This is a genomic window from Pedococcus sp. P2_E4, from assembly GCF_056403935.1.
The window spans coordinates 68,013-89,450 of the sequence record NZ_JBFUEO010000007.1 but is presented as its reverse complement, the minus strand read 5'-3'; the positions used below and the strand labels follow the sequence as shown (position 1 = coordinate 89,450).

At 72.8% G+C, this 21,438-nt stretch carries 24 protein-coding genes and 1 pseudogene; 15 read left to right on the top strand and 10 right to left on the bottom strand.

Translation table 11 applies throughout. The features are described 5' to 3' along the window. Positions 1-2 precede the first annotated feature (2 nt). The 8 genes from ribD to AC1DV7_RS05630 are packed head-to-tail and all read left to right on the top strand — an operon-like array spanning position 3 to position 5,640. Positions 3-1,028 carry a bifunctional diaminohydroxyphosphoribosylaminopyrimidine deaminase/5-amino-6-(5-phosphoribosylamino)uracil reductase RibD gene (gene ribD / locus AC1DV7_RS05665; RefSeq protein WP_477595436.1) on the top strand — a complete coding sequence of 342 codons (1,026 nt, stop codon included), beginning with the start codon at positions 3-5 and terminating at the stop codon, positions 1,026-1,028. Further along, complete coding sequence (locus tag AC1DV7_RS05660; protein WP_477595434.1) at positions 1,028-1,630, top strand: riboflavin synthase; 603 nt, start codon at positions 1,028-1,030, stop codon at positions 1,628-1,630. The genes ribD and AC1DV7_RS05660 overlap by 1 nt, the downstream gene beginning before the upstream one ends. Then, on the top strand, positions 1,627-2,340 hold the full coding sequence (locus tag AC1DV7_RS05655) for a nicotinamide mononucleotide transporter family protein (RefSeq protein ID WP_477595432.1): 714 nt from the start codon (positions 1,627-1,629) through the stop codon (positions 2,338-2,340). Before AC1DV7_RS05660 ends, AC1DV7_RS05655 begins: the two co-directional genes overlap by 4 nt. Beyond that, positions 2,340-3,563, top strand: coding sequence for a 3,4-dihydroxy-2-butanone-4-phosphate synthase (gene ribB, locus AC1DV7_RS05650; protein WP_477595501.1), 1,224 nt, complete (start codon positions 2,340-2,342; stop codon positions 3,561-3,563). The genes AC1DV7_RS05655 and ribB overlap by 1 nt, the downstream gene beginning before the upstream one ends. Continuing rightward, complete coding sequence (ribH, locus tag AC1DV7_RS05645; RefSeq protein ID WP_477595430.1) at positions 3,560-4,045, top strand: 6,7-dimethyl-8-ribityllumazine synthase; 486 nt, start codon at positions 3,560-3,562, stop codon at positions 4,043-4,045. Before ribB ends, ribH begins: the two co-directional genes overlap by 4 nt. Beyond that, positions 4,042-4,305 (top strand): phosphoribosyl-ATP diphosphatase, encoded by a 264-nt coding sequence (locus tag AC1DV7_RS05640; protein WP_477595428.1) that lies wholly within the window; start codon positions 4,042-4,044, stop codon positions 4,303-4,305. The genes ribH and AC1DV7_RS05640 overlap by 4 nt, the downstream gene beginning before the upstream one ends. Before the next feature lie 13 nt (positions 4,306-4,318). Continuing rightward, a complete protein-coding gene (gene hisG / locus AC1DV7_RS05635; RefSeq protein ID WP_477595426.1) occupies positions 4,319-5,164 on the top strand; it encodes an ATP phosphoribosyltransferase in 846 nt (281 codons plus the stop codon). Further along, positions 5,161-5,640 carry a PH domain-containing protein gene (locus AC1DV7_RS05630; protein ID WP_477595424.1) on the top strand — a complete coding sequence of 160 codons (480 nt, stop codon included), beginning with the start codon at positions 5,161-5,163 and terminating at the stop codon, positions 5,638-5,640. Before hisG ends, AC1DV7_RS05630 begins: the two co-directional genes overlap by 4 nt. Before the next feature lie 2 nt (positions 5,641-5,642). Here AC1DV7_RS05630 and AC1DV7_RS05625 read toward each other — a convergent pair whose 3' ends face one another. The 5 genes from AC1DV7_RS05625 to AC1DV7_RS05605 all read right to left on the bottom strand — a co-directional run bounded on the left by AC1DV7_RS05625 (position 5,643) and on the right by AC1DV7_RS05605 (position 9,486). Next, positions 5,643-6,845, bottom strand: a complete 1,203-nt coding sequence (locus AC1DV7_RS05625; protein WP_477595422.1) for an MFS transporter — start codon at positions 6,843-6,845, stop codon at positions 5,643-5,645. A 13-nt stretch (positions 6,846-6,858) separates the two neighbouring features. Next, complete coding sequence (locus AC1DV7_RS05620; protein ID WP_477595420.1) at positions 6,859-7,977, bottom strand: FUSC family protein; 1,119 nt, start codon at positions 7,975-7,977, stop codon at positions 6,859-6,861. A 1-nt stretch (position 7,978) separates the two neighbouring features. Continuing rightward, positions 7,979-8,554, bottom strand: coding sequence for a DUF5655 domain-containing protein (locus AC1DV7_RS05615; protein ID WP_477595418.1), 576 nt, complete (start codon positions 8,552-8,554; stop codon positions 7,979-7,981). Between the two features lie 108 nt (positions 8,555-8,662). Continuing rightward, complete coding sequence (locus tag AC1DV7_RS05610) at positions 8,663-8,851, bottom strand: hypothetical protein (protein WP_477595416.1); 189 nt, start codon at positions 8,849-8,851, stop codon at positions 8,663-8,665. 65 nt (positions 8,852-8,916) lie between these two features. Next, positions 8,917-9,486, bottom strand: a complete 570-nt coding sequence (locus tag AC1DV7_RS05605; protein ID WP_477595414.1) for a nucleoside/nucleotide kinase family protein — start codon at positions 9,484-9,486, stop codon at positions 8,917-8,919. Between the two features lie 30 nt (positions 9,487-9,516). Between AC1DV7_RS05605 and hisF the strand changes: the two genes are divergently transcribed. Beyond that, positions 9,517-10,290: an imidazole glycerol phosphate synthase subunit HisF gene (hisF, locus tag AC1DV7_RS05600; protein ID WP_477595412.1), complete on the top strand. Its 774-nt coding sequence runs from the start codon at positions 9,517-9,519 to the stop codon at positions 10,288-10,290. 39 nt (positions 10,291-10,329) lie between these two features. Here the strand turns inward: hisF and AC1DV7_RS05595 are convergent, their stop codons facing one another. The 5 genes and pseudogenes from AC1DV7_RS05595 to AC1DV7_RS05575 form a co-directional block, all read right to left on the bottom strand. Next, positions 10,330-10,701, bottom strand: a complete 372-nt coding sequence (locus AC1DV7_RS05595; protein ID WP_477595410.1) for a response regulator transcription factor — start codon at positions 10,699-10,701, stop codon at positions 10,330-10,332. Positions 10,702-10,715: 14 nt separating this feature from the next. Continuing rightward, positions 10,716-11,003, bottom strand: a pseudogene (locus tag AC1DV7_RS05590) (response regulator); the annotation flags it as partial. Continuing rightward, complete coding sequence (locus AC1DV7_RS05585) at positions 11,000-13,078, bottom strand: sensor histidine kinase (RefSeq protein ID WP_477595408.1); 2,079 nt, start codon at positions 13,076-13,078, stop codon at positions 11,000-11,002. The pseudogene AC1DV7_RS05590 and the gene AC1DV7_RS05585, both read right to left, overlap by 4 nt. 19 nt (positions 13,079-13,097) lie before the next feature. Next, complete coding sequence (locus tag AC1DV7_RS05580) at positions 13,098-13,859, bottom strand: DUF4386 family protein (protein ID WP_477595406.1); 762 nt, start codon at positions 13,857-13,859, stop codon at positions 13,098-13,100. Positions 13,860-13,976: 117 nt separating this feature from the next. After that, positions 13,977-14,642, bottom strand: a complete 666-nt coding sequence (locus tag AC1DV7_RS05575) for a TIGR03085 family metal-binding protein (protein WP_477595404.1) — start codon at positions 14,640-14,642, stop codon at positions 13,977-13,979. 60 nt (positions 14,643-14,702) lie between these two features. Here AC1DV7_RS05575 and AC1DV7_RS05570 point away from each other — a divergent pair, with 60 nt between their 5' ends. The 6 genes from AC1DV7_RS05570 (at position 14,703) to AC1DV7_RS05545 (ending at position 21,361) form a co-directional block, all read left to right on the top strand. After that, positions 14,703-16,547, top strand: a complete 1,845-nt coding sequence (locus AC1DV7_RS05570) for an ABC transporter ATP-binding protein (protein ID WP_477595402.1) — start codon at positions 14,703-14,705, stop codon at positions 16,545-16,547. Continuing rightward, entirely contained in the window at positions 16,544-18,325 is a 1,782-nt protein-coding gene (locus AC1DV7_RS05565; protein ID WP_477595400.1) for an ABC transporter ATP-binding protein, read from the top strand. The genes AC1DV7_RS05570 and AC1DV7_RS05565 overlap by 4 nt, the downstream gene beginning before the upstream one ends. Positions 18,326-18,378: 53 nt before the next feature. Further along, on the top strand, positions 18,379-18,801 hold the full coding sequence (gene hisI / locus AC1DV7_RS05560) for a phosphoribosyl-AMP cyclohydrolase (RefSeq protein ID WP_477595398.1): 423 nt from the start codon (positions 18,379-18,381) through the stop codon (positions 18,799-18,801). Beyond that, on the top strand, positions 18,798-20,351 hold the full coding sequence (locus AC1DV7_RS05555) for an anthranilate synthase component I (RefSeq protein ID WP_477595396.1): 1,554 nt from the start codon (positions 18,798-18,800) through the stop codon (positions 20,349-20,351). The genes hisI and AC1DV7_RS05555 overlap by 4 nt, the downstream gene beginning before the upstream one ends. After that, positions 20,348-20,950 carry a Trp biosynthesis-associated membrane protein gene (locus AC1DV7_RS05550; protein WP_477595394.1) on the top strand — a complete coding sequence of 201 codons (603 nt, stop codon included), beginning with the start codon at positions 20,348-20,350 and terminating at the stop codon, positions 20,948-20,950. The genes AC1DV7_RS05555 and AC1DV7_RS05550 overlap by 4 nt, the downstream gene beginning before the upstream one ends. 153 nt (positions 20,951-21,103) lie before the next feature. Beyond that, positions 21,104-21,361, top strand: coding sequence for an HGxxPAAW family protein (locus tag AC1DV7_RS05545; RefSeq protein ID WP_477595392.1), 258 nt, complete (start codon positions 21,104-21,106; stop codon positions 21,359-21,361). The last annotated feature ends 77 nt before the right edge of the window (positions 21,362-21,438 follow it).

Below are 21,438 nucleotides of genomic sequence, written 5' to 3'. Positions count from 1 at the left end.
ACATGACAGAGCAACACGCGATCGACACCGCCATGATGCGGCGCGCCCTGGCGCTGGCCGCACACGGCCCCGTGGTCGACGCCAACCCGAGGGTCGGGTGCGTGATCGTCGCGCCCTCGGGCGAGATCCTCGCCGGTGGCTGGCACCGGGGTGCAGGCAGCCCGCACGCGGAGGTGGACGCGCTCGCGCACGCCGGCGAGCGGGCGGCGGGCGCGACGGCATACGTCACGCTCGAACCCTGCAACCACACCGGCCGCACGGAGCCCTGTGCCAAGGCCCTGTATGCCGCGGGCGTGAGTCGGGTGGTGTACGCCCAGACCGATCCGAACCCGACCGCCGCCGGCGGCGGGAAGTGGCTGCGCCGTCGTGGCGTCACGGTGCAGGCTGGCGTGCTGGCCGCCGAGGCCGTCGAGCTGAACCCGTCGTGGACCCATCTCGTGGGCACCGGCCGGCCCTGGGTCACGTGGAAGCTCGCGACGACCCTGGACGGCCGCAGCGCCGCAGCGGACGGCACCAGCCAGTGGATCACCGGCGAGGCCGCGCGTGCCGACGTCCACGAGCAGCGCTCCCGCTGCGGTGCCATCGTCGTCGGCACCGGCACGGCCCTGACGGACGACCCACAGCTCACCGCCCGCCGACCGGACGGCTCGCTGTACCCGAGCCAGCCGCTGCGCGTCGTGATGGGGGAGCGGGCCCTGCCGGCGACGGCGCGAGTGCTCGACGACGCGACCCCCAGCCTGCACCTGCGCACCCGTGACCCCAAGGAGGTGCTGTCCACCCTGGCCGGGCTCGAGGTGCACCGCATCTGGCTCGAGGGCGGGCCGACCGTGGCCGCGGCGTTCATGGCGGCCGACCTCGTGGACGAGGTCGTGGCCTACGTCGCACCCGTGCTGCTCGGTCGCGGGCGGCTCTCCGTCGGCGACCTCGGCATCACCACGATCGACCACGCGCTGCGCCTCACCCCCACCGACACCACCCTGATCGGCAACGACGTGCGGATCACCGCGCGCCTGAAGGAGGTCGGCTGATGTTCACGGGCATCGTCGAGGAGCTCGGCACGGTCGTCGACGTGGTCGGCGGGGCCGAGTCCGCGCAGCTGACGCTGGACGGACCCCTCGTCACACAGGACGCCACCCACGGTGCCTCCATCGCGGTGAACGGCGTCTGCCTCACCGTCGTCGAGCACGGTGCCGGCAGGTTCAGCGTTGACGTGATGGCCGAGACCCTCGCCCGCAGCAGCCTGGGCGGCCTGCGAGCGGGCGACCGCGTCAACCTGGAGCGGGCCATGGCCGCGAGCAGCAGGTTCGGCGGTCACATCGTCCAGGGCCACGTCGACGGCACCGCCACGATCGTCGAGCGCACCCCCGGCGACCGGTGGGAGGTCGTGAGGTTCACCCTGCGCGCGCCCCTGGCCCGATACGTCGTCGAGAAGGGATCGATCACCGTGGACGGCGTCAGCCTGACCGTCTCGGCCCTCGACGACGACACGTTCTCGGTCTCGCTCATCCCCACCACGCTTGCCCTCACCACGCTGGGACACAAGGGAGTTGGCGACGTCGTCAACCTCGAGGTCGATGTCCTGGCCAAGTACGTCGAACGCCTGATCACCTCCAAGGAGAACATCGCATGAACTGGCTCGAGCAGCTCTTCTCGGCTGAGCTCACCATCGGCAGCAGCCACATCCTGTGGCGCGAGATCATCGGCAACGCCTTCGGCTTCGCGTCCGCGATCGGCGGGATGAGGCGTCGCGTGTGGGCCTGGCCCGTGGGCATCGTCGGCAACGCGCTGCTGTTCACCGTGTTCTTCGGGGTGGCGTTCAGCAACCCCCAACAGGAGACGCTGTACGGCCAGGCGGGACGGCAGATCTTCTTCATCATCACCAGCGTCTACGGCTGGTGGCGCTGGAACCAGGTGCGGCAGGCCCGGCACGGTGGCAGCGACGCCCCGGCCATCACGCCGCGGTGGGCCACGATGACCGAGCGGCTCGGCTTCGTGGGGTTCTGGGTGGCGGGTGTCGTCGTGCTCCAGTGGGTGTTCGCCTCCATCGGCAGCGGCCCGTTCTGGCAGGCGCCGCGGTGGTACTTCTGGTGCGACGCCTGGATCTTCGTCGGCTCGATGGTCGCGACGTACGCGATGGCGCGCGGCTGGAACGACTTCTGGCTGGCGTGGATCGCGGTCGACCTCGTGGGTGTCCCGCTCCTCTGGCACTCGAAGTTCTACCCGTCGGCCGTGCTCTACGTGGTCTACGGCGGCCTGGTCGTCTACGGCTTCTTCGTCTGGCTCAAGGCCTCGCGTGAGGAGAGGTCCGAGGTCCCGGAGTTCGAGGGGGCGCGAGCGTGATGTCCCTGTCCACGATCGACGAGGCCCTCGAGGCAATGCGCCGCGGGCGGCCGGTCCTCGTGAGCGACAGCGCGGACCGCGAGAACGAGGGTGACGTCATCCTCGCCGCGCAGACGCTCACCGACGAGTGGCTCGCCTGGACCATCCGGCACAGCAGCGGCTACCTCTGCGCCCCGGTGACCAACCACGTGGCCGACCGACTGGGCCTGCCCCTGATGGTCGAGCAGAACCGTGACCCGTTGCGCACCGCCTACACCGTCACGGTGGACGCCGCGGCAGGTGTCACGACCGGCATCAGTGCCGCCGACCGGGCGACGACGATCCGGCTGCTGGCCGACCCCGACGCGACCCCCGAGAGCTTCGTGCGCCCCGGTCACGTCATCCCGCTGCGGGCCAGGGCCGGGGGAGTCCTCGAACGCCCCGGGCACACCGAGGCGGCGGTCGACCTGTGCCGGCTGGCCGGGCTCGCGCCCGTGGCGGTGATCGGCGAGCTGGTCAACGACGACGGCACCATGATGCGGCTGCCCGACGTGCAGGCCATGGGCGCGGTGCACAACCTGCCCGTCATCACGATCGCCGAGCTGATCGCCTGGCGGCGTCAGCACGACCTGGTCGACCGGCTGGCCGAGACGACGCTGCCGACCGCGCACGGCGAGTTCCGCGCCGTCGGCTTCCGTGACCGCCTGACCGGCGACGAGCACATCGCGCTGGTCAGCCCACGCGGCCTGACCGGACCCAACCCGCTGGTGCGACTGCACTCCGAGTGCCTGACGGGCGACGCCTTCGGGTCGCTGCGCTGCGACTGCGGGCCGCAGCTCGAGCGGTCGTTCGAGCGGGTCGCGGCAGACGGTGGCGCCATCGTCTACCTGAGGGGCCACGAGGGACGCGGGGTCGGCCTGGTCTCCAAGCTGCAGGCCTACGCCCTCCAGGACGACGGGCTCGACACAGTCGACGCCCAGCTCGAGCTGGACCTGCCGGTCGACGCGCGCGACTACTCGGCGGGGGCTGCGATCCTCACGTCCCTCGGCCTGTCCTCCGTGCGGCTGCTCACCAACAACCCCCTCAAGGTCGAGGCCCTGCGTGACAACGGGATCCACGTGGCCGCCGTCCAGCGGCTCTCGGTCGCCCCGACGCAGGCCAACCGCAGGTACCTGCGCACCAAGCGTGACCGGATGGGCCACGACCTCGTCGTCGACGCGACCGACCAGGGCGCCACGGCATGAGCCGGCACGGAGCGCCCACGGTCTCGGTCGACGGCACCGGCCTGCGGGTCGCCATCGTCGCGGCTTCATGGCACACCGAGGTGATGGACGGCCTGATCGCCGGGGCCCAGCGTGCGCTGGCGGAGGCCGGGGTGGCCGACGTCCCGCTCGTCCGCGTGCCCGGCTCGGTCGAGCTCAGCGTGGCCTGTGCCCGCCTCGCCCCAGGGCACGACGCGCTCGTGGCGCTCGGGGTCGTGATCCGAGGCGGCACACCGCACTTCGACTACGTCTGCTCGGGCGTGACCCACGGACTCACGGACGTGAGCGTCCGCACGGGGTGCCCGGTCGGTTTCGGCGTGCTCACGTGCGACGACGACGCGCAGGCCCTCGACCGGGCGGGCCTGCCCGGGAGCAGCGAGGACAAGGGCCACGAGGCCGCCACCGCCGCGGTGGCGACCGCGGTCACCCTCGCCTCCCTCGCTCCCCGTACGCTTGGCGCGTGAAGACCTTCGACGACCTGTATGCCGAGCTGGCCGAGAAGGCGGTGACCCGCCCCGAGGGCTCGGGCACCGTCGCCGCGCTGGACGCCGGCGTGCATGAGATCGGGAAGAAGATCGTGGAGGAGGCAGCAGAGGTCTGGATGGCCGCGGAGCACGAGGGCAAGGACCGTGCGGCCGAGGAGATCAGCCAGCTGCTCTATCACCTCCAGGTGCTCATGGTCGCTTCCGACATCACCCTCGACGACGTCTACTCACACCTGTAAGGACCACCCGCACATGTTGCGCATCGCCGTTCCCAACAAGGGATCCCTGTCCGAGCCGGCCGTCGAGATGCTTCGCGAGTCCGGCTACCGCGTGCGCCGCGACTCCAAGGAGCTCGTGGTCACCGACGCCGACAACGACGTCGAGTTCTTCTACCTGCGCCCCCGCGACATCGCGGTCTACGTCGGCTCCGGCACCGTCGACTGTGGCATCACCGGTCGCGACCTGCTGCTCGACGCCGGCAGCGCGGCCATCGAGGTGATGACCCTCGGCTTCGGTGGGTCCACGTTCCGGTATGCCGCCAAGCCGGGCACCTGCTCCACCGTCACCGAGATCGCGGGGCACCGCGTGGCGACCAGCTATCCGGGCCTCGTCGAGAAGCACCTCGCGGAGCACGGTGTCGCGGCCGAGGTCGTGCGGCTCGACGGAGCGGTCGAGACCGCGATCACCCTCGGTGTCGCCGACGTCATCGCGGACGTCGTCGAGACCGGCACCACGTTGCGGCAGCAGGGCCTCGAGGTCTTCGGTGACGCGATCCTGCGCAGCGAGGCGGTCCTCATCCGCCGCGAGGGCACCCACGAGACCGCCGCCGTCGACGTGCTGCGGCGGCGCCTCACCGGTGTCATCACGGCGCGCCACTACGTGATGCTGGACTACGACGTGCCGATCAGCCTGGTCGACGCCGCGTGCGCGGTGACCCCGGGGCTCGAGTCGCCGACGGTGTCCCAGCTGCAGAACAAGGACTGGGCCGCTGTGCGGGCGATGGTTCCCCGGACGCGGACGAACGCGATCATGGACGAGCTCTACGACCTCGGCGCCCGCGCGATTCTCGTCACCGACATCGCGGCCTGCCGGCTGTGAGCTCGGACGACCCCGAGGCCTTCGCGGCCTTCCGGCCCCGGCGCGGGCGAACCGTCGCGCTGACCGCCGCGGTCCTGTCGCTCCTAGTCTTCGGGGTCATCGCGCTGTTCCTGCCCGGTCCAGCGGAGGCGGGCAACTGGAAGGTCGGGGACCGCGTCTTCTTCGCCGCGCTCGGTGTCGCCATCGCGTGGCTGCTGTGGCGCTACGCGTCGATCCGGGCCATCCCGACCCGCGATGACCTGACCGTCCGCAACCTGTTCACGACCCGCGCGGTCTCGTGGCGCCGGATCAGCGACGTGCGGTTCTCCGGCGGCGACCCGTGGCTGACCCTCGAGCTCGACGACACGGAGTCCCTCGCGGTCATGGCCATCCAGAAGGCCGACGGCGGGTTCGGCCGCGCCGAGGCAGGGCGCCTGGCCGCCTTGGTCCAGGCGCTCGGGCCTGCTGCCACGAGCCCCGACGTCACGCCGGGCTAGCGTCACTCGACCTTGGTCAGCCCTCGGGTGAAGCGCAGCGACACCGCGATCTGGCCGAGCATCAGCAGGGTGAGGGTCATCCAGACCGTGGTGAAGCCTCCGGTGGCGTCGCGGATGGCGCCCATCGTGGCCGGCCCGGCAGAGGCGAGGCTGTAGCTGAAGAAGAACGCCATGCCCGCGAGCCGGGCACTGGCGGCGGGAGTGACCGCGTAGTCGACCATGAGCACCAGGCCGAGCGCGAAGGCGGCCCCCTGCCCGAAGCCGAGCACCAGCGCCCACATCCAGGGCGCTGCGGTCGGCGCCAGCCACAGGCCGGCCTGCCCCACCAGGCCGAGCACCGAGGCGGCCGCCAGCAGCACGCGACGGTCATGGATGCGGTCCGTGAGTGCAGGGGCCAGCAGCCCCGAGACGAGCTGGGCGGCGGTGAACACCGACAGCAGGTAGCCGGCGTGCGTCGGGTCCCAGCCGCGTGCGGTGTACGACGGCGCCAGCCACGCCAGCGTCGAGTAGAACTCGATCGACTGGATCGTCAGGTAGGTCGCCACGAGCCAGGCGGTGACGTGCTTCCACGGCAGCTGCCCCCGGCCGGCGAGCTCCGTCTGGGCGGCGCGGTGGCGGGCGTGACCGGTGACCACCGGGACCCACGCGAGGGCGCCGACGAGGGCCAGGAAGGCCCACGACCCCAGCGAGGCCTGCCACGAGCCGAGCCACCCCTCGAGCGGCACCGCCAGCGCGGAGGACGCTCCGGCGCCGCCCATCATCGAGAGCATGTAGAGCCCGGTCACCAGTCCCGCGCGCTCCGGCGGGAACAGCTCCTTGGCCAGACCGGGCAGCAGGGTCCCGCCCAGGGCGATCCCGACCCCGGCGGCGAACGTCCCGGCATACAACGGCCAGGTCTGGCCGCCGGCGAACCGGGCGAGGAGCCCCACCGCGACGCACCCGATGGCGATCTCCACCGCGAGGGCCGCGCCGAGCCGGGCGGCCACGCGCTGGGCCGTGGGAGCGAACACCCCCATGCACAGGACCGGCAGCGTGGTCAGCGCACCCAACGCCGTGTTGGACAGCCCGAGGTCGCCCGCGATCGACGCGGTGAGCGGTGGCACGCTCGCCAGCGCGGTGCGCAGGTTGGCCGCGACGGCCACGAGCGCCAGGGCCATCACCCACGTCGGGGGCAGGTGCGGGGCGTGGGGGCGGCGGGCTGACATCGCCGCCAGTCTGTCAGTCGTCCGTGTTGCTCATGGACTCGGGCACCATGTCGCGGGCCTCGGTGTAGGGCAGGCCCGTCAGCATCAGCAGGTCGACGACCATCGACCTGATCTGGGCGCGCATCACCTCGCCAGACAGCCCGGACGACGGGTCGATGACCGCGCTCAGCTCGCCGATCTGGTGCAGACCGGTGCGCGCGTTCACCGGCAGGCGGCGTTCGCCCAGCTCGTTCGCGATGTCCTGCGTGGTCTGGGAGAGCGCGTCGAGCAGGTGGAGGTAGGCCGTGGGGACGGTCTCCTCGCGCCAGGTCGCGATGGCGGCGCGCCGGACCAGGACCCGGAGGTTGCGGATGGCCCGGTCCAGCGGCTCGAGCAGGTCGGCGATGGCCTGGACGCCCGGCAGGTGCCGGCGTCGGAACGGCGAGAGCCGCACGACCGCGATCCCCTCGGCCGACAGCGCCCGCAGCTCGTCGAGCATGCCCTCGGACGCCCGCGCCCGGGCCAGCGTCGCCGAGGCGAGGTCGGAGTCCCGGCTGCGCAGCGCCGTCGCCGTGTCGCGCAGGACGGCACTGAGCTCCGCGACCACGGCGGAGGCCTGCTGTCGCGGACGGCGCATCGAGGAGGCAGGGGCGACCAGCGTGAACACCAGGGCCACCACACCGCCGACCACCGCGTCGATCCAGCGGGTGAACGCCTGCCCGGGCGCGGCGACCAGCGTCGTGACGATGACCGACTGCACCCCGGCCTGCGTGATGAGCAGCATGCCGGCGCCGAGCAGGGCCGCGATGGTCATCGCCACCACCACGACCACGACGATCTGCCAGGTGCCGCTGCCGAAGAGGTGCACGAACAGGTCGCCGGTGAACACCCCGACGGCCACGCCGATCATCACCTCGGCCACCCTCCTCAGGCGCTGGCCGAACGACATGCCGAGGCAGATGATCGCCGTCACGGGTGCGAAGAACGGCCGGTGGTGCGCCAGCAGGTCGGACGCGACCCACCAGGCGGCCGCGGCCCCGAGGCCGCACTGCACGATGAAGAACATCCGGCCCAGGGCGCGTCGGGTGCGGGCGGTGGCCTCCGTCCTCGAGCGCTGCGCCGCGCGGGCCGCCAGGCCCTCGGCCGCGCCCACCTCAGCCGTTCTGCAGGTAGGCGGCCTCGAGCAGCGGCTCGAGCGAGCGGAGGTCGTCCTCGTCGACGTCGCTCGGCAGGTGCAGCCAGTGCGTCGCCTGGGCGAAGCCCTTGGCGGGCTCGAGCCGCTCGTCATCCGGTGGCGTCTCGCGGAACCGGAACCCGACGCGCACCGTGTCCTTCGGGCCGGGCGCCACCGCGACGAACTGCGTCCGGCGCACGACGGGGATGTAGGAGCCGCGTCCCTCGCGCTGCGTGTCGTCCCCCAGCCCCTCCGCGAGGGTCACCACCGCGTCGTGGATGGGGCGCAGGTGCGCCTTCTTCCCGGCATACAGGGCATCGGTGTAGCTGTCGACGTCCGGTCGCTGCCAGCCCGCCGCCGTCGCGGCCGCGTCCGCGATCGCCCACTGGGAGTTCTGGGGTATGCCGTGGACGTCCTTGAGCCAGGCCCGCACCACCCGCTGGTCGAGGGGGTCGAGGCCGGCAGCCTTGACGGCCTCGACCCAGGCCGTGAGCGAGCGGCCGGTGCGTTGTTCCATCGACTCCGTGACCGCCGCCATCATGTCTGCGGGTTCCATGGGCCGATTATGTCGCTGCTCGGATCGTTCTGCCGCAAGGGCGCCACGCCGGTCCCCGTCGGCGTGGGGGAGGACCCTGGGTTCAGGCCCGGGCTCAGGGCCGCAGGCTCAGAAGATGACGATCGCGAAGAACAGCAGCGTGATGATTACCGCCGCCAGGCAGCCGACCCCAGCCGACGTGCTTCGTCCGGAACCCCCGAACCCGGTCCGGTAGATGACGACGAAGATGACCACCAACACGACGATCCAGCCCCACGAACGCAGCACCGCCGGGGCAGTGTCGACCCAGCTGTCCATACCCGTCCTCCGTCGTCCCCGTGCCGCCTTTGTGCCTGGGGACGATACCGGCCGGAGCCGGCGAGTCAGGCCACCTTGCCTGACGTCGTGTCGATGAACACGTCGGCGCGCTCCCAGGTGCGGTCGGCGTCGTAGAGCCGTCGCTCCTGGGCCGCCCATAGGTCCCAGTAGGCGGCGAAACCGGGGTCGCGGGCAATGCCCCTGGAACGGCGCACGGCCTCGTCGGCTTCGACCCACACGAGCACCGAGGCGGCTCCACCGGCAGGCAGGGCACCGGACCCGCAGCCCTCGAGCACCACGACGTCGGCGGCGGGCAGCTGCACCCACTCGGCATACGCCTCGGCCGCCCAGTCCCACCGGCGGTAGCGCACAGGCCGCCCGGCCAGCAGCGAGGACACGACCCACTCGTGGGCACGGTGGGTGCCCGCGCGCAGCCCGTCCCAACCCGGGTAGAGGTCGTCCATGTGGACGGTCGGTGCGCTCAGCGCGCCCGCGACGTCGCGGGCGAGGGTGGTCTTGCCCGCGCCGCTCGGCCCGTCGATGCAGACCAGCTGGGCGGACCCGGCACGGGGTTCCGAGGCGTCGACGAGGGCGACGATGCGCGCGACATGGTCCGCAGATCGGTCGGCGCTCATGGCTCCAGCCTAGATCGATAGGCTTTCCGGGTGACTGTGGCGACCCGCGTGATCCCCTGCCTCGACGTCGATGCGGGCCGTGTGGTCAAGGGCGTCAACTTCGAGAACCTGCGTGACGCGGGTGACCCGGTGGAGCTGGCTAGGGCCTACGGCGAGCAGGGTGCCGACGAGCTCACCTTCCTCGACGTGACCGCGAGCAGCGGCAACCGCGAGACGACGTACGACGTGGTGCGCCGGACCGCCGAGCAGGTGTTCATCCCGCTGACGGTGGGTGGGGGAGTCCGCAGCGCCGACGACGTCGACCGGCTGCTGCGGGCCGGCGCGGACAAGGTGGGGGTCAACACGGCTGCGCTCGCGCGTCCGGAGCTCATCAGCGAGATCGCGGGGCGGTTCGGGTCGCAGGTGCTCGTGCTGTCCGCCGACGTCCGGCGCCGCCGCGACGAGTCCGGCGCGCTGGTCACCGGTTTCGAGGTCACCACCCACGGAGGGCGGACCGGCACCGGGATCGACGCCGTGGAGTGGTGTGCGCGAGCGGCCGACCTCGGTGCGGGTGAGATCCTGCTCAACTCGATGGACGCCGACGGCACCAAGGACGGCTTCGACCTCGAGCTGATCGAGCTCGTCCGGCGTGAGGTGTCGATCCCCCTGATCGCGAGCGGGGGAGCGGGGGCGCTCGACCACTTCGCCCCGGCCGTGCACGCGGGGGCCGACGCGGTGCTCGCCGCGAGCGTCTTCCACTTCGGTGAGCTCACCATCGGTCAGGTCAAGGACGCCCTGCGCGCCGACGGCGTCGTCGTCCGCTGACGGCGGACCGTCAGACCGCCCCCGCCGTCCCTGCCGACGTCACCCGCGACCCAGCCCGGCGTCACGCGCCTTGATGATGGCGTCGGCGCGGTCCGCCGCGTGCAGCTTGCCGTAGATCGCCGAGACGGCGTTGCGGACCGACTTGTCGGACAGGAACGTCAGCCGCGCGATGTCGGCGTTGGACCGCCCCGCCGCGAGCAGGTCGAGCACCTGCCGCTCCCGGTCCGTCAGCTGGGGGAAGACCACGTCGGGCACGGACGGCTGGCCCGAGAGGAAGTCGGCGATGCGCGCCGCGAGCGAGGCCCCGAAGACCATGCCGCCTCCGGCAGCCGCACGGATCGCCTGCTGCACCTCGGCGGCCGACGACCCCTTGAGCAGGTAGCCGCGGGCGCCGGCGCGCAGGGCACCCATGATGTGTCGTCGTCCTCGTTCATCGTGAGGATGACGACCGCGGTCTCGGGGCGGGCCGCCATGACCTGCCGGGTCGCCTCGATCCCGTCGAGGTGGGGCATCTGGATGTCCATCACGACCACGTCGGGCTCGGTCTCGCGGGCGGTCAGGATCGCCTCGCGCCCGTCGGACGCCGTGCCGACGACCTCCATACCGGGCAGCGCGTCGAGCAGGGCCACGAGCCCGTCGCGCATGATCTGGTGGTCGTCGGCCAGGACGACGCGGATGGGACCCGCGACGGTGTCACCGGGTGGTTCGGTCACGACGAGCTCCTCAGGGGAAGCCAGGCGCGGACGGTGGTGCCGCCCCCGGGTGGACAGATGACCTCGGCCCGGCCGCCGAGCTCGGCCACGCGCTCGCGCAGCGACACCAGCCCGACCCCGGCGACGGCCGTGGCCGGCACGCCGACCCCGTCGTCGCGCACCTCGACGTGCAGGTGGGTGTCCTGGGTGCTGAGCACGACGTCGCACCGGCTCGCCCGCGCGTGCCGGGCGGCGTTGGTGACGGCCTCCCCGACGACCCGGTATGCCGCCACCTCCACGGCGGCGGGGAGGTCGCCGACGTCGTCGCCCGCCTCCACGTGGACGCCGAAGCCGGGGGCGGTGAGCACGCTCGCCTGCTGCCTGAGGGCGCCGAGCAGCCCGAGGTCGTCCAGGGCGGGCGGGCGTAGGTCGTGGACGAGGCGCCGGACGTCGGCGATGACGTCCTGGACCTGCGTACGGGCCACCTCGAGACCGCGGTCGGCGGCGGCCGGGTCGTCCGCCACCACGAGCCGAGCCGACTCGATCCGGAAGACGACACCGCTCAGGGCCGGGCCCAGGCCGTCGTGCAGGTCGCGCCGGATGCGACGGCGCTCCTCCTCACGGGCCAGCACGAGCCGCTCGCGGCTGTCCTGGAGCTCCTCGGCGAGCCGGGCGCTGCGTGAGGCCAGGGCGGCCTGCCGGACGAGGTCGCCGAGCAGGGCCTCGTCGCGGCGCGACAACCGGGCGCGGATGCCGTCACGCGGCAGCACGATCCGGCCGACCACGGCGTCACGGAACGAGATGGGCAGCGTCCGCAGCGCCTGGGGTGCGGTCCCGTGGGTGGCGACGATGCGCTCAGCGCCGGGGCGGTCGACCTCGACCCGCACGTACGCCACGCCGAAGGCGCGGGCCACGGCGTCCGCGACGGCGGCGAGCTGGCCGGACCCCTCGGCCGCGGACTCGAGCCGCGACGCGAGAGCGGCCATGACGTCGTAGGGGTCGTCGCGCGTGCCGAAGACGAGGCGCCGTACCCGCTCCACGAGCAGGTGCCGCAGCGGCCAGTAGACGAGGGCGGCGAGCGCGAGGACGAGCAGGACCACGGTGCGCTGGTCGAGGCGCTCGCCGAGCAGGCTCGTGAGCAGGGCCAGGGCGAGCAGGTCGACCGCGACCACGACGACGGACGTGAGCCCGTGGACCAGGGTGCTCGACAGCAGCTCGTCGACGGCGACCACCTCGGGCCGCACCAGGCCGATCGTGAGCGCCACGGCCGGGAGCAGGACGCCCACGGCGAAGAGCACGTCCTGGGCGCGGGTGCCCAGAGGGACGACCGTGGCCGCGAGGAACAGCCCGACGACCGTGGTGGCAGCCCACAGGAGCCAGCGGATCCGCTTGCGCTCCAGGCCTGTCGACCGGCGGTGTCGGTGCCAGACGACGGCCACGCTGGCCAGGGCCCCTGCGAGGGCGACGACGCCCAGGGCGTTCGCGACGGCGTCTCCGAGGCGGGGGTCGACCGGCAGCGTGCCGGCGTCGTAGTCGAGGCCGCCGACGGTGCCCGGCTGGCTGCTGAGGCCACCGGGCAGCAGCGTGACGGCCGTCGCCCAGACAAGCACGCTCCCGAAGCTGAACCGGCTGACGTGGCCCCACGCCCCCGGCAGGAACCGCCCCGTGGGATAGAGCAGCAGCAACAGGGGCACCCCCACCAGCAGGAAGCTGCCGAACCGGCCGGAGAACCACAACGCGAGCTGGGCCCCGGCTGCGGCGGGTGGCGCGTCCCTCAGGGCCCACCCGTCATACGCGTCGCAGAGCCCGACGAGCAGCCAGAACAGGCCGAACACGACCATGACCCGGCCGACGACCTGACCCCGTTCGCGCCAGAGCACGACGAGGCCGAGCAGGAGCAGCACGAGGCCGTTGATGCCCGAGTCCCATCCCGGGGACAGCGAGATGCCGTAGGACTCCCGCTGCGCACGGGACACCTGGCCGGCGAGGGCCACCGTGGCCGTGAACACGCCGACGCCCGCCGCCGCCAGCAGTCCGAGCAGGACGTGCTGGCGGCGGTGGGCTGCCCGGGTCGGGGAGGCGTCTGCCGTCGTCACAGGGAGATCATGTCCTCGGTCAGGCCGCGTCGTGGGTGGTTTCGGCACGGTCGCCGCGCCGGAAGGCACGGTCTCCGAGGGCGAACCCGAGCCCGGTGACGATGACGGCGAGCTGGCCGGGGAGGCTAGCGATGTACTCCAGCGGCGAGACCCCCGCGACTGCGGTCAGCCCGCCGAGGACGAGACCGGCCACGCCGATCCAGCGCGGGACGGCGCGGTGGCGCAGGGCGGCCCAGCCGATCGCGAGACCGGTGAGCCCGACGGCCGTCCACAGGTACGGGATGGTCCCGATCCAGTGCGCGTAGAGGGCTGCCGTCTCGTCGACGAAGCTCTCGGGCCGGCCGACTGCCTCGACGACCTCGGTGTCCAGGCCGGTGCCCACCAGGAGCACCGCCGACGTCACGACGGCGCCGGCTCCCGCGAGCGTGGGCAGCATGCTGTCCGCCGGGAGGGTGGCCCGCAGGCGGCGGACCAGCCCAGCGCCGAAGACGAGCAGCAGCAGGGCCGCGGCCGCCGTGAGGACGTGGAAGACGGTCAGGGCGACGCGGTGCTGGGCGAGCCCCTCGACGATGCGCGCCGCGTCGCCGGACGTGGCCGGGTCGTAGACCGGGTTGCCCAGGTCGGCGACGATGGAGCCGGCCGCCGCGGCGAGCCCCGCGAGGGGTCCGGCGAGCGCCCAGAGGCGGCCGTGGCCGCGACGGCTGGCGGGGGAGGTCGGGTCCGGGGACGCGGTGACGTCGTCGCGGACGAGGGTGTGGTGGATGGTCTCGGTGGTGCTCACGATGGTGACTCCTTGGTCGGGCCCGGATGGGCTCTTCGGTGGTGTCACCACGGTCGTGGGCCGGATGTCCCACCGCACAGGGACACCGCGGCACGCCTCACCGGGACAGCTGGGGCCTCAGGTCAGCCCGAGGGGAGCCGCCCAGAGAGCCGCCACGGCCTCCGGGGCGCCGGTCACCTCGAGGTCGGCCACCCTCCGCCGCCCGTATGCCGCGAGCACGAGCTCGGTGGGCTCGCCGCGCAGGATCACGGTGCCCAGCTCGGTGCCGCCCCGGACGGTGAGGGTCTTGCCTCCCGGCCGCTCCAGCACCACCCCGACGGGGCTGCGCCGGAAGAAGATCTTGCCCATCCGCTTCAGCGTCTTCCACAGCGCCTTCTGCTCGCGGACCGAGACCTCGCGGCGCGGTCCGACCTGCTCGTCGCCGCGCAGCACGTCCTCGTGGTGGATGAAGAACTCGACGAAGTTGACGACGTCGTCGATGCTCGCCACCCGCGCGGGCGACCACACCGGCGGCCCCTCGCGCACGAGCTCGACGAGCTCAGACCACGGCTTCGCGGCATACGCCGCGATGCCCTCCTCGGTGCGGGAGGCGAGCAGCGGCACCCACGTCCCGCCGGCGAGGTCGGGCCGCCGGTCGCGGATCACCAGGTGCGCGGCGAGCTCGGCGGTCCTCCACGGCGAGCACAGGGTCGGGGCGTCCGGGCCGACCGCGACGAAGGTGTCGCACAGCTGGTCGCGGGCGAGCCGGGCGAGGTGGCTGTCGGCGGGGGAGGAGGTCGGCATGCGGCCATCATGCCGCCCCGTGAGAAGGTTGTGCTTCCCACCCAGATCCGGAGGTCCGCAGTGTCCCTCGACGCGTCAGCCGATGCTGCGCCGTCGCTGGGGCGCAGCCTGCGGATCGTCTGGGTCGGGGTCCGCCGCGAGCCACGCTGGTTCGCCTTCGCCGTCGCCGGCAGCGCCCTCTACGGCGTCATGACGGTCCTCACGGCGTGGGCCATCGGCAAGGTGACGCGCGAGCAGATCCAGCCCGCGGTCGACGCCGGCGAGGTGACCCGGGGCCAGCTGTGGACCATCTTCGGCTGGGTCGCCGGGGTCGTCGTCATCAACGTCGTCGGCGTCGTCATCCGCCGCATCGCGGCCGGCTGCACGATGTACAACGTCGCCGCGGGCTTCCGGCGCGAGGTCACGCGGCAATACCTCCGACTGCCCCTGTCGTGGCACCACCGGCACCCGTCGGGCCAGCTGCTGTCGAACGCGAACGCGGACGTCGAGGCAACCTGGAACGTCTTCGCACCGCTGCCCATGGCGATCGGCGTCATCATCATGCTCGTCGCCGGCATCGTCCAGATGGTGCTCGTCGACCCGGTCATGGCGATCATCGGCCTGACGGTCTTCCCGGCGCTGTTCCTCGCCAACATGGTCTTCCAGCGGGCGATGTCGCCCCGCGTGGCACGTGCCCAGCAGCTGCGCGCCGAGGTGAGCGAGGTGGCTCACGAGTCGTTCGAGGCAGCCCTGGTCGTCAAGGCCATGGGTCGCGAGGAGCAGGAGGCCGCCCGGTTCGAGGAGGTCACCCGGCGGCTGCAGGCAGCCAACATCGAGGTCGGTCGCACGCGAGGCACCTTCGACCCCGTGATCGAGGCCATCCCGACGCTCGGCACCCTCGCGGTCCTCGCCGTCGGCACCCAGCAGGTGGCGAACGGCAACCTCGAGCCGGCCGCGGTCGTCCAGGTCGCCTACCTCATCTCGGTCCTCGCCTTCCCGGTGCGCGCACTCGGCTGGGTGCTTGGCGAGCTGCCGCGCACCGTCGTCGGATGGGACCGCGTCGACGCGGTCCTCACGGCGCGCGGCGAGCTCGAGTTCGGCAGCAGCAACGTGCCGGGGCGCGCGGCATCGACGCCCCGGCTCGACGCCGTCGACTACTCCTACGAGGTCATCGACGAGACGGGCGGGGTGTCGTCCTTCCAGGCGATCCACGGCGTCACCATCGAGGTGCCGGCGGGGTCGACGACGGCCCTCGTGGGCCCGACCGGCTCGGGCAAGTCGACCCTGACCAACCTCACCCTCCGGCTCGTCGACCCCGACCAGGGTGTCGTCACCCTCGACGGGCTGGACCTGCGCGAGGTCGCCAAGGGCGGGGTCGCCTCGGTTGCGACCCTCGTGCCGCAGCAGACCTTCCTGTTCGACGACACGGTGCGCGGCAACGTCACGCTCGGCGCGGACTTCACCGACGAGGAGGTCTGGGCCGCCCTCGAGATCGCCCAGGCGACCGGCTTCGTGCGCGAGCTGCCCGGCGGCCTGGACACGAGGGTCGGGGAGCGCGGCGCCTCCCTCTCCGGCGGCCAGCGGCAGCGGGTCGCGTTGGCGCGGGCCATCATCCGACGGCCCCGCCTGCTCGTCCTCGACGACGCCACGAGCGCCGTCGACCCGGCCGTGGAGCTGGCCATCCTGCGGGGCCTGCGCGAGACGAGCAACGGCATGACGGTGCTCGTCGTCGCCTACCGGATGTCCACCATCACCCTGGCCGACGACATCGTCTACGTCGAAGCCGGTCGTGTCGTCGACCACGGCACCCACGAGCAGCTGCGCGAGCGGTGCGAGGGCTACGAACGCCTCGTCACGGCATACGCCCGCGAGGCTGCCGAGCGCGCCGCGGTGGCGGCCGACGAGGAGGAGGCGATGACCCCGTGAGCACCGCGATCGAGGCGACCTCCAGCCTGGGCACGTGGGCCACCCTGCGCCGCGGCCTCGACCTGTCGCCCGAGCTGCGGCGCGGGCTGGGCGTGACCCTCGCCCTGGCGGCCGTCACGACGGTCGGTCGCGTCGTCGTGCCGCTCGTCGTGCAGCAGACCACCGACCACGGCCTGCTCGCCGAGGGCGGCGTCGACGCCGCCCTCGTGTGGCGCTACTGCCTCCTGGCGCTCGTGGCCGTGGCCCTCACCGCCGTGTGCGCGTATGGCGTGAACGTGCGCCTCTTCCGCGCCTCCGAGTCGGGGCTGGCGACGTTGCGGCTCAGGGGTTTCCGCCACATCCACGACCTGTCGATGCTGACCCAGAACACCGAGCGCCGCGGGTCGATGGTCAGCCGCGTGACCTCGGACGTCGACACCATCAGCCAGTTCGTGCAGTTCGGCGGGATCATCCTGATCCTCAGCCTCGGCCAGATCGCCGTCGCCACGGGGCTGATGTTCGTCTACAGCCCGCTGCTGACCGCGGTCGTCTGGCTCTGCTTCGTGCCACTGCTGTTCGTCATCCGGCGCTTCCAGAAGGTCGTCGGACGGGCCTACACGGTGGTCCGCGAGCGCGTCGGCGACCTGCTGGCGGCGGTGTCGGAGTCCGTCGTCGGTGCGGCCACGATCCGGGCGTACGGCGTCGAGGGCCGCACCGGCGAGCGCATCGACCAGGCGATCGAGCGGCACCGCGCCGCCTCGATCGCCGCCCAGGTGCGGTCGGTGGTCGCGTTCTCCTCCGGCCAGCTCGTGGCCGGCCTGACGCTGGCCGTCGTGCTCGTCGTGGGGACGGTCCAGGCCGCGCGGGGCGACCTGACGCTCGGCCAGCTGCTCGCCTTCACCTTCCTGGTCAACCTGTTCACCCAGCCGGTGCAGCAGGCCACCGAGATCCTCAACGAGCTCCAGAACGCCGTCGCCGGCTGGCGCCGCGTCATCGGCGTCATCGACACCCCGGCCGACGTCGCCGACCCCGGGGACGAGGGCGAGGTCCTGCCCCGTGGCCCGATCACGGTCGACTTCGACGGGGTCTCGTTCGCCTACCCCGGCGGCGACACGGTGCTGCACGACGTGTCCCTGTCCATCGCGCCGCGGTCGCGGATCGCGGTCGTGGGCGAGACCGGCTCGGGCAAGTCGACGCTCGCCAAGCTGCTCACGCGGCTCATGGACCCGACCGAGGGCACGGTTCGGGTGGACGGCGTCGACCTGCGCCGGGTGCGGTTCTCGTCGTTGCGCGAGCGGGTCGTCATGGTTCCGCAGGAGGGGTTCCTCTTCGACGCCACGCTGCTCGAGAACGTCCGGTTCGGCCGACCCGATGCCACCGCCGACGACGTCGAGCTGGCCATCACCGAGCTGGGCCTCGACGCCTGGCTGGCAGGGCTGCCGCACGGGCTCGCGACCGAGGTCGGTCAGCGGGGCGAGTCCCTCTCGGCGGGGGAGCGGCAGCTGGTGGCCCTGGCCCGCGCCTACCTCGCCGACCCCGACCTGCTGGTCCTCGACGAGGCCACGTCTGCGGTCGACCCGTCGACCGAGGTCCGGCTGCAGCGCGCCCTCGAGGGACTCACCCGCGGGCGCACGTCCATCGCCATCGCGCACCGGCTGTCGACGGCCGAGGCCGCCGACGAGGTCGTCGTCGTCGACCGGGGGCGCGTCGTCGAGCGCGGCCCGCACCGGGTGCTCGTGCGCCAGGGCGGCGTCTATGCCGGGCTGCACGCCTCGTGGGCCGCACAGCAGCGCGGCTGACACCGCACCCCCTGGCGGACGTGGGCGACGGCCCCCGCACGCGACACGGCAGAATGTCGCGGGTGACCTCCCCAGCAGTGCTCGACCCGGCCATCGCCGCGCGACTCAAGCGTGACGCCCAGGGCCTCGTCGCCGCGATCGTGCAGCAGTACGACACCGGAGAGGTGCTCATGCTGGGCTGGATGGACGACGAGGCGCTGCGCCGCACCCTCAGCGAGGGACGCGTGACGTTCTGGTCGCGCAGCCGCGAGGAGTACTGGCGCAAGGGCGACACCAGTGGGCACGTGCAGCTGGTCCACTCGGTGGCGCTGGACTGCGACGGCGACGCACTGCTGGTCCGCGTCGACCAGGAGGGCGCGGCGTGCCACACCGGCGACCGCACCTGCTTCGACGCCGGCGACCTGCGCGCAGTCAGTGCGGGTGCCGCCGGTGGCCGCGACACCGACCACCGCGACCCCGAGGCGGGCGAGGCGTGAGCGACGTCGCCCCCGACCTCTCCTTCGGCACCACCTGGCCGAACCTCGAGACCTTCGCGATCCTCGCGCGCGACCGCCGGGTGATCCCCGTCGTCCGCCGGTTGATGGCCGACGCCGAGACGCCGGTCGGGGTCTACCGCAAGCTGGCCAAGGACGCTCCCGGCACCTTCCTGCTCGAGTCGGCGGAGCACGGAGGCGTCTGGTCGCGCTACTCGATCGTGGGGGCAGCCAGCCGCGCCACCCTGACCGAGGTGGACGGCCAGGCGCACTGGGTCGGTGAGCCGCCGGTGGGCGTCCCGACCGAAGGCAGCCCGCTCGACGCCCTGCGCGACACCGTGGCAGCCCTCGCCACCGACCCGATCGAGGGGCTCCCGCCACTCACGGGGGGCATGGTCGGCGCCATCAGCTATGACGCGGTCCGGCGCTGGGAGAAGGTCCCCGCGACGACGCCCGACGAGCTGGGCCTGCCCGAGATCTCGATGATGCTGGCGACCGACCTCGCCGTGCTGGACCACGCCGACGGGTCGCTGCTGCTGGTTGCCAACGCCGTCAACTACGACGCCACCGACGAGCGGGTCGAGGACGCCTGGGCCGACGCGGTGTCCCGGCTCGACGCCATGACGAGCGACCTCGCCGCTGCCGCGCCGAGCACCGTGGCGACCGTCGACCCGGTGGCCTTCGACGACGCCCGGGCGCAGGTGCGCAGCAACCTGGCGCAGGCAGAGTTCGAGGACATGGTCGAGCAGGCCAAGGAGGACATCCGCGCCGGTGAGGTGTTCCAGGTCGTGCTGTCCCAGCGCTTCTCGACGCCGTGCGAGGCCGACGCCCTCGACGTCTACCGCGCCCTGAGGTCCAGCAACCCGAGCCCGTACATGTACCTGTTGCGGCTCCCGGCCGGCGACGGCACGACCTACGACGTCGTGGGCAGCTCACCCGAGGCGCTGGTCAAGGTGACCGGCCGACGGGCGATCACCCACCCGATCGCAGGGTCGCGCCCGCGGGGCAAGACGCCCGAGGACGACCAGCGGCTCGCCGAGGACCTGCTCGCAGACCCCAAGGAGCGCGCCGAGCACGTGATGCTCGTCGACCTCGGTCGCAACGACCTGCAGCGGGTCTGCGAGCCCGGCACGGTCGACGTCGTCGAGTTCATGAACGTCCGGCGCTACTCGCACGTCACCCACCTCGAGTCCACCGTCGTCGGACAGCTGAACCCCGGGCACACGGCCTACGACGTCCTCGTCGCGACGTTCCCGGCCGGCACGCTGTCGGGGGCACCCAAGCCGCGGGCCCTCAGCCTGATCGAGCACTACGAGCCCAGCCGTCGCGGCGTCTACGGCGGCGTGGTCGGCTACCTCGACTTCCACGGCGACCTCGACATGGCCATCGCCATCCGCACCGCTGTCGTCAAGGACGGGCAGGCCCACGTGCAGGCGGGTGCGGGCATCGTCGCCGACTCGTTGCCCACGGCCGAGTTCGAGGAGACCGTCAACAAGGCCGCCGCCGCGCTGCGGGCCGTGGCCACCGCCGCAGCCATGAGGACCGTCCGATGAACCGGCTCAAGCCCACCTCGAAGGCGTTCGTCGTGCTGCTCTCGCTCGTCGCCGCGGGGGTCCTGCTCGCTGGTGGGTCGCGCACCTGGGTGACCGGCACGGTCGACGACGCGGTGCTCGGAGCCAGCCGGATCACCGGCAGCGGGGGAGAGGTGGCCTCCGGGGTCGTCGCCCTCGCGCTGGTGGCCGCGGCCGCCGCGCTGGCCAGCACGACGTCGGGTCCGCTGGTCCGACGGATCACCCTCGCCGTGCTGGCGCTGGCCGGGCTCGCCGAGTCCGGGCTCGCCGCGATGGTGCTGTTCGACCCCTCCGGCGCCCTCGGCAGCGTCGCAGCACGCTCGACGGGTCGCACGGGCACCGTCGAGACGCACGCGAGCGTCACGGCCTGGCCCTGGCTTGCCCTCGTCGCCGGCCTGCTCGCGGTGGTGGCCGCCGCCGGCGGCTGGGTGGGCGCCCGGGGATGGCGCGGCCTCAGCGCTCGCTACGAGACCCCGGGCACGACCAGCACCGGCGCGCGTGGGCAACGGGTCGCGAGCGACTGGGACCGCCTCGACGCCGGCGACGACCCCACGGGCGAATCCCCCTGGCGCGACGGCTGACAGCCCGACCTCCCCGGCCCACGGAACCCGCTGGCGCAGCCCTGCGGACCTGAACGGCCGACACCTGCCAGAATGGGCCCCGAGCCCCCGCGGGACCGGCCACTCCCCGCACCGGCCCACGACGACAGCCCCCACCACAGGAGCGCACGAACCATGGCAGAGCACGAGATCCACGAAGACCACGGCCACAGCGTCGCCGCGTGGACGGGTGTCGGCATCATCCTCGTCGGGTCCGCGCTGGCCTCGCTCGGCGTGGCCGTGACGAGCCACCTGCTGTTCTGGGTCGGCATCGCGGTCTGCATCCTCGGCGCGGTCGCCGGCAAGGTCCTCAGCCTGGCCGGCTACGGCGCCAAGGCGATCGACGGCCCGGACGCCCCCGACAGCACCAAGCCCGAGGTCGGCATCAAGTAGCCGCCCCGCGGCACAGCAGGGCGGCGAGCGCGGCCGGGTCCCTCGACGGTGCCAGCGACCGGTCCAACCCCTGACCC

Bases quoted from the DNA above. Each gene is read 5' to 3' on its own strand.
- hisG (WP_477595426.1), top strand. From the start codon at position 4,319: ATGTTGCGCATCGCCGTTCCCAACAAGGGATCCCTGTCCGAGCCGGCC.
- ribB (WP_477595501.1), top strand. From the start codon at position 2,340: ATGTCCCTGTCCACGATCGACGAGGCCCTCGAGGCAATGCGCCGCGGG.
- AC1DV7_RS05615 (WP_477595418.1), bottom strand. From the start codon at position 8,554: ATGGAACCCGCAGACATGATGGCGGCGGTCACGGAGTCGATGGAACAA.
- AC1DV7_RS05595 (WP_477595410.1), bottom strand. From the start codon at position 10,701: ATGGGTGCCCTGCGCGCCGGCGCCCGCGGCTACCTGCTCAAGGGGTCG.
- AC1DV7_RS05660 (WP_477595434.1), top strand. From the start codon at position 1,028: ATGTTCACGGGCATCGTCGAGGAGCTCGGCACGGTCGTCGACGTGGTC.
- AC1DV7_RS05545 (WP_477595392.1), top strand. From the start codon at position 21,104: ATGGCAGAGCACGAGATCCACGAAGACCACGGCCACAGCGTCGCCGCG.
- ribH (WP_477595430.1), top strand. From the start codon at position 3,560: ATGAGCCGGCACGGAGCGCCCACGGTCTCGGTCGACGGCACCGGCCTG.
- ribD (WP_477595436.1), top strand. From the start codon at position 3: ATGACAGAGCAACACGCGATCGACACCGCCATGATGCGGCGCGCCCTG.
- AC1DV7_RS05550 (WP_477595394.1), top strand. From the start codon at position 20,348: ATGAACCGGCTCAAGCCCACCTCGAAGGCGTTCGTCGTGCTGCTCTCG.
- AC1DV7_RS05655 (WP_477595432.1), top strand. From the start codon at position 1,627: ATGAACTGGCTCGAGCAGCTCTTCTCGGCTGAGCTCACCATCGGCAGC.
- AC1DV7_RS05625 (WP_477595422.1), bottom strand. From the start codon at position 6,845: ATGTCAGCCCGCCGCCCCCACGCCCCGCACCTGCCCCCGACGTGGGTG.
- AC1DV7_RS05610 (WP_477595416.1), bottom strand. From the start codon at position 8,851: ATGGACAGCTGGGTCGACACTGCCCCGGCGGTGCTGCGTTCGTGGGGC.
- hisI (WP_477595398.1), top strand. From the start codon at position 18,379: ATGTCGCGGGTGACCTCCCCAGCAGTGCTCGACCCGGCCATCGCCGCG.
- AC1DV7_RS05605 (WP_477595414.1), bottom strand. From the start codon at position 9,486: ATGAGCGCCGACCGATCTGCGGACCATGTCGCGCGCATCGTCGCCCTC.
- AC1DV7_RS05575 (WP_477595404.1), bottom strand. From the start codon at position 14,642: ATGCCGACCTCCTCCCCCGCCGACAGCCACCTCGCCCGGCTCGCCCGC.